Source organism: Leptospira soteropolitanensis (genome assembly GCF_026151655.1).
GTDB lineage: Bacteria > Spirochaetota > Leptospiria > Leptospirales > Leptospiraceae > Leptospira_A > Leptospira_A soteropolitanensis.
Genome location: NZ_JAMQPN010000018.1, coordinates 1 through 6,381, shown reverse-complemented (window position 1 = coordinate 6,381; position 6,381 = coordinate 1). Strand labels below are relative to the sequence as shown.

General features: G+C 33.3%; 8 protein-coding genes. All 8 read left to right on the top strand.

Features of this window, described 5'->3' with window-relative positions; genetic code table 11:
• Positions 1–46 precede the first annotated feature (46 nt).
• The 8 genes from ND811_RS18600 (at position 47) to ND811_RS18570 (ending at position 6,218) form a co-directional block, all read left to right on the top strand.
• Positions 47–661, top strand: a complete 615-nt coding sequence (locus ND811_RS18600; RefSeq protein ID WP_265353497.1) for a hypothetical protein — start codon at positions 47–49, stop codon at positions 659–661.
• Positions 662–1,011: 350 nt separating this feature from the next.
• Entirely contained in the window at positions 1,012–1,344 is a 333-nt protein-coding gene (locus ND811_RS18595; protein ID WP_265353498.1) for a TM2 domain-containing protein, read from the top strand.
• A gap of 51 nt (positions 1,345–1,395) precedes the next feature.
• Positions 1,396–1,668: a DUF2752 domain-containing protein gene (locus ND811_RS19655; protein WP_407658929.1), complete on the top strand. Its 273-nt coding sequence runs from the start codon at positions 1,396–1,398 to the stop codon at positions 1,666–1,668.
• Positions 1,669–1,874: 206 nt separating this feature from the next.
• The gene (locus ND811_RS18590) at positions 1,875–2,732 is read left to right on the top strand and encodes a Shedu anti-phage system protein SduA domain-containing protein (protein ID WP_265353499.1); all 858 of its coding nucleotides are present in this window, start codon (positions 1,875–1,877) and stop codon (positions 2,730–2,732) included.
• A 229-nt stretch (positions 2,733–2,961) separates the two neighbouring features.
• Positions 2,962–3,243 (top strand): type II toxin-antitoxin system RelE/ParE family toxin, encoded by a 282-nt coding sequence (locus ND811_RS18585; RefSeq protein WP_015679760.1) that lies wholly within the window; start codon positions 2,962–2,964, stop codon positions 3,241–3,243.
• Positions 3,244–3,256: 13 nt separating this feature from the next.
• The gene (locus tag ND811_RS18580; protein WP_015679763.1) at positions 3,257–3,562 is read left to right on the top strand and encodes a HigA family addiction module antitoxin; all 306 of its coding nucleotides are present in this window, start codon (positions 3,257–3,259) and stop codon (positions 3,560–3,562) included.
• Positions 3,563–3,783: 221 nt separating this feature from the next.
• Entirely contained in the window at positions 3,784–5,127 is a 1,344-nt protein-coding gene (locus ND811_RS18575) for an ApeA N-terminal domain 1-containing protein (protein WP_265353500.1), read from the top strand.
• A gap of 314 nt (positions 5,128–5,441) precedes the next feature.
• Entirely contained in the window at positions 5,442–6,218 is a 777-nt protein-coding gene (locus ND811_RS18570; RefSeq protein ID WP_265361226.1) for a hypothetical protein, read from the top strand.
• Positions 6,219–6,381: the final 163 nt, after the last annotated feature.

The window sequence follows — 6,381 nt, the reverse complement described above, 5'->3', positions numbered from 1 at the left end:
TGCGCCATATCGCAAATACTTTTCACGATAAAAAAATTAGAAAAAAATGACACCCTCTATCAAAAGTTCCAAAATTTATCACTTATTTCTTCTTTCCATTCTCCTGATTAATTTCTCAATTATAAGCAAACCAATACTAATTGATTATCTGGATAACAATAAAGAATACAAAGAAACTAATTTCGTTAGCACGATGCTAAACTGCGTCTCTTCCGGCGAAACAAAGTGTTTAAATGAATTAACTGACGAAATCTTATATATTGAATTTGAAGAAATATTCTTTAGATTCGATAAAAAACTTAGGAGGAGACCGAAATGGAGTTATAATGAAAATCTATATAATAAAATTGGATTATTTGATGATTTCTACAAAATAATAGTAACAAAATCGCATGCAAAAGAATATTTCTCTGATGCAAACTTTCATGAATACGAAAGGGAACATTCAATAAAAGATCTAGCTATCGCAAATAGACAAAATTATTTTTGGACTGAAGACTGCGGCTTGAACCAAATATTATTAATTAAAAATATTAAGAAAAAAATAGCATGCGTAACTGTCGACAAATTGAGCACTAATCCCAAATCTGATATACTCTACCAATGCAAGAATTACAAAAAAGAAAAAGATTGTAAAATAATTGGATTGAGATTTCTATAAAGTTATTTCCGAAACAATTAAAACTAAAATAGTTTAAAAAACCAAATGCTTTTAATTCTGATTACTTATAATATATTTACAAGAATTACTTTATGCATATAGACCTAAAATAAACAGAAATATATTTACGATACGGCGCATAACAGCGACTAAACGCTTCGCTTCGGGACTTCGCCCTCGCTCGGTCTGCGACACATAGGCTTCTGGCACTCCCCTTGCCTGCGCAAGTGTCGTGACCAGTCCCTAACGTCCCATTCGGGACTCAGGGCCAGCCTACGTCGGTTAGTCTAGTTCGTTATGCGAAAGAAAATGAAAATCTGTTTTTAAAATAACAAATAAAGAGGAAAAAAATGAGCGAATTTAGAGAAAAAAATATCGACGAAGCATTTTGTCGATCGTGTGGGAATATAATAAAAAAAGAGGCAGAAATTTGCCCTAAGTGCGGAGTAAGGCAGTTGAATTCACAAGGAACTACTGTATCTAACAATTGGTTAACCTTATTTTTACTATGCTTCTTCCTTGGGGTATTTGGAGCACATAGATTCTACGTAGGAAAAATTGGCTCTGGAATCGCAATGCTTTTAACTTTTGGTGGCTGTGGTATCTGGGCTTTGGTAGACCTGATAATAATATTAATTGGAAACTTCAAAGATGAAAAAGGAAACATAATTTCAAAAAACTAATTATGATATATGCACCTAGGACGAACCTAGGTGCATATAAATAACAATTTTATGGCAAAAAAAATTGCAGTACTTTTAACTGGTTTCGTTTTATTCTATAATGTACCAATAAACTTTATGAATACTCAATATACAGTATGTATTTTTAAATTTCTATTTAACATTAAATGCCTTGGTTGCGGAACCACGAGAGCAATATGGTATCTAATCCATCTTGATCTGGACAATGCAATAAAATATAATCAATTCGTTGTAATTACTTTTCCGTTACTTTCTTATATAGTTCTCAAATGGATCATAAAAGATAAAAAAATTAGCATCTAAGCATTTTCCTTCGCATAACAGCGACTTACCGCTACGCTTCGGCACAAGGCCTCGCTCGGCCTACGGCAAATTCCCCTTCTGTCACTCGTTTGCATCCGCAAACTACGTGCCAGTCCCTAACGTCCCTTCGGGACTCAGGGTCGGGGAACTTCGGTAAGTCTAGTTCGTTATACGCCATTATCTAAAAATTTAAAAAGTAAAAAAATATGAAACAAATTAATGAAGACTTAATAAAAGATTTTGAATCGACGCTAGATAATGAACCACCGAAAGGAAAACAAAAAGAACAAGTCGTTCAAGATTTCCTGGAAACGAATACTGAAATATTTACACCACCTAATCTACTAAATCATAGACTACACTTTGAAAGTATAATTTCAAAATTTCCATTAGATACATCACTAATAACGGATTTTGTATATTTAACAAAAAGCTCTGGTGAATGGATAATTACTTTGGTCGAACTCGAATCACCCAACAAAAAGTTCTTTAGAAGTGGTATCTCTCCAATAAGATGTACATCAGAGTTTTCAGGGGCACTTGACCAAATACAGTCATGGCAGAATTTCATAAATAAAAATAAAAGCCAAATTATAAATAAATTACAACCACTAATGCATCCGATGAAAATGAGACAAAATCCAATTTCATTTCAGTATTGGCTTATATATGGTAGATCCAATGAAAAAAATTCTTCCGCAGAGAAACTTGAATATATAAAGAGTATTGAAAACAAACACAAAATTATCATATATTCTTTTGATTCTCTAATAACCGCTTACAGAAACGAATTATATTCATACAAAAAGAATATTCTAAAACTTGAAAAAACATATTTTAAGTTTAAATATTTAAATACTCTACCCGAACATATATTTGCATCTATGACTTCAGATGAATTATCATTAGATCAAGATCAAATAGATTACTTAAAAAAGAATGGATATGAAATAGATGAATGGAGAAATGGAGAACTGTTAACACACAATATTTTCTATACAGAAAAAACCAGAAAAAAAATGATAAAGAGGGAGAATTATAGAGACCTAGATAACGGCGTATAACAGCGACTTAACGCTTCACTTCGGGACACGCCCTCGTTCGGTCTGCGACACATTCCCCTCTGGAACTTCTCTTGCCTCCGCAAGCGTCGTTCCAGTCCCTAACGTCCCCTCCAGGGACTCAGGGTCGGGGAACGTCGTTAAGTCTAGTTCGTTATACGACATCACCTGAAATTAAATTCTGAATATAATATCGATTGACAACAGTATCGCTTTACGTTAGTATACAATAGTGATTCTAAGTTTTGCTGACAAAAAAACTGAAAAAGTTTGGAAAGGTGAGTTTTCTAAAGATTTACCAACTGAAGTTCAGAACCAAGGCAGAAAAAAGCTTAGGATGGTAAATAATGCTCAAAATATAGAAGATTTAAAAGTTCCTCCTGGCAATAAACTTGAGCCTTTAAAAGGCGATAGGAAAGGTCAGTACAGCATACGTATTAATGATCAATGGCGTATCTGCTTTAATTGGGATGGAAATAATGCTTCTTTACTAGAAATTGTTGATTACCATTAAGAAAGGAGATTATATGAAACGTTTACCAAACATCCATCCGGGACAAATTCTATTGGAAGAGTTTCTTACTCCCTTAAAAATCACTGCATATCGACTTGCGAAGGAAACTGGTATTCCGCAAACGAGAATCAGTCAAATTCTACTATATAAAAGATCTGTTTCTGCTGATACCGCAATTCGGTTATCGAAATTCTTCGGAACTACTCCGCAGTTCTGGCTTGGTTTACAAAATGATTACGATTTGGAAGAAGAAATGTTAAAAAAACAGAAAGAATTTAACGGAATTCACAATTACAAAGATTTAGCAATAGCTTCTTAATTTTTTATCATTACAATGGTGACGTCGTATAACAGCGACTTAACGCTTCGTTTCGGGACTTGCGCCCTCACTCGGTCTTCGACACATTCCTCTCTGGAACTCCTCTTGCCTCCGCAAGCCTCGTTCCAGCCCCTAACGTCCCCTTCAGGGACTCAGGGTCGAGGAACGTCGTTAAGTCTAGTTCGTTATACGACATGCTTTAACAATTATTTAAAAAAATTATGAATCTGAACGGAAATTGGTATCTACCGACAAATGAAGAGAAGAAAATTCCTGGTATTCTAAAAATTGAAAGTGGCCAATTCCCCTTTCTAGAAATACATGGAACCTGGTATACGAGTCAATCGGAACCTACTGAATTTGAAGAAATAATCTGTGGATACGCTGAAAATGGAAAAAAAATCACGCTCATTAATTCATACTTAAACAATCATTCAGTATCAGGAGGATACACAAAAATTTCTTTCTCCGCCGAGGCGGCAATAATTGGTGAAAATTTTCGAAACAGAGAAGATATAAAAATTTCAGCAATAAAACTTAGCCATAATTTTCTTTTGGATTGGTTAAACCTAAAGCCTTTTAGAAATTTAATCGATGAATCGAAAAAACAATTTCGAATGGAGTATATAAACCCAAATGATATAGAAATAGAAATATCCGATTCCCTGAAATTCCAAATTAAATTCGAATTCCAATATCCCGCAATTTATCAAACGAATACACAATCTTTTAAAAATTCAGGATATATTGTTATCGTATTTAAACAAGATTCAAATTTTAGTGACTTATCGCTTAATCTATTCAAAATTCAGCAATTTTTCTCAATTGTACTTTTTCGAAACCTATCTAACTTTAATATTAATCTTAAATTTAATAAACAAAATAGTTTATGGTGTGATTATTTAAATTACAAAAATAGAAACGAAAACATTGATTCTACAAGTAACACTAGCAGATCCTTTCGCTATTTGATAAATTACCAAGAAATTGAGCAGGATCTTCCCTTAATCCTTAAAAATTGGTTTTTACATTTCGAAACTTTGAAACCTATGATTTCAGCTCTCTTTGTATATATGTATATGACAGAAACTACAATAGAATTGAGATTTTTAACAATAGTTCAAGCACTTGAATCTTTTCATCGAAGAACTCAAGAAAATGAAAAAAACAAGGAAACTTTTATATCTAAACTTTCAAGCATCTGCGAAAAAATAAGTGAAAGCGAAGCAGAATGGTTAAAAAATAAATTACGATATGGCTTCGAACCAAATCTTCAAAAAAGATTAGAATTCATATTTGAAGAAATAAAATTACTTGGTTTAGAAAATTTCTTCGTAAAACCAAAAAAATCCATTAGAAAAATTATTGATACTCGAAATTATTTAACTCATTTTGAACAAAGTAGTGAACACAAAATTTTGAACCATACAGAAATGGTGTATTATACAGACAGACTAGCATTAGTTTTAGTTTTCTTACTTTTAAAAAAATGCGAAATTTCAGAAATTGCTTTAGCCAATCTAATTCAAAGACTCATCAAAAGTAATTTTATTGGATTTCTTTAATAAAGCACGTCGTATAACAGCGCCTTAACGCTTCGCTTCGGGTCAAGCCCTCGCTCGGTCTGCGACACATTCCTCTCCGTCACGATTCTTGCTACGCAAGAATACGTGCCGACGCTAACGCCTACTCCGTAGGCTCAGCTCCGAGGAACGTCGTTAAGGCTATTTCGTTATACGACATTTTGAAAACATTATAGAAATACATGAAAAAACTAATTTTAATTCTAATTTTGATAAGTTCCTCAGCCCATTCGGAAACTAATCCAGATCAAAGAACCAAACTCTGGACATTTGCTTTTATTAGGAATTCAACATATTTGTTTCCTTACGAAAAATATGAATTTAAGGATACATTCGGAGGTTATAGAAATAAGGGTAATGAAACTGTTAATAACTTTGAATTTTCTTTTAAAAAGAGATTCGAAGACTCTAATTTTTCAATTTATACTGACTTCCTTGAATTTAACAAAAGAGCATTTTCACAACAATTTGACTTTTATCAAAATAATCAACTAGTAGCAACTTCATCTGTTTCTATTGGAGATTATTTTAGATCTCAAATTCGAACTGGATTTCTCTATAATTTACCAACAATAAATAACTTCAGTCTCATTTTTGGTACGAGGTATATTAAATCAGAACTTACCGATACTTTTCCTTTAACCTATTCTATCAGATTTGGACAAAAATACTTAGGTCCTGAGATTGGATTTGAATACCAATCCGATAAATATGCAAATTTCTTCTTTGCTACTAGAATCAGTCTTTTTCAGCTGTATGGAAGAATTTGCAATAGTTACAATTTTACTGCATTGAATACTGACCAAGGATATATAAATGTTAACATAAAACCATACAGTAAATACATTGGGAACGAAATATATATAAAAGCGGGATATTTCTTTTCTGAAAACGTATTTATGACTATTGGACTAAAATCAATTGTCGCTAAAATCTTACCTGACGATATGAGAGTATACTCGGGTGATTCTAGATATGATACTTTACAGAATATCGAATATGGTTTACGTGGTGACTATACTAAATCGGAAGCATTTAAATCTGTAGTAATTGAATTTGGAGCAAATATATAAATTCAAAACGTCGTATAACAGCGACTAACCGCTTCGCTTCGGGACAAGCCCTCGCTTGGGCTGCGCCACATAGGCTTCTGGCACTCCCCTTGCCTTCGCAAGTGTCGTTCCAGTCCCTAACGTCCCGTTGGGACTCAGGGCCAGCCTACGTCGGTTAGTCTAG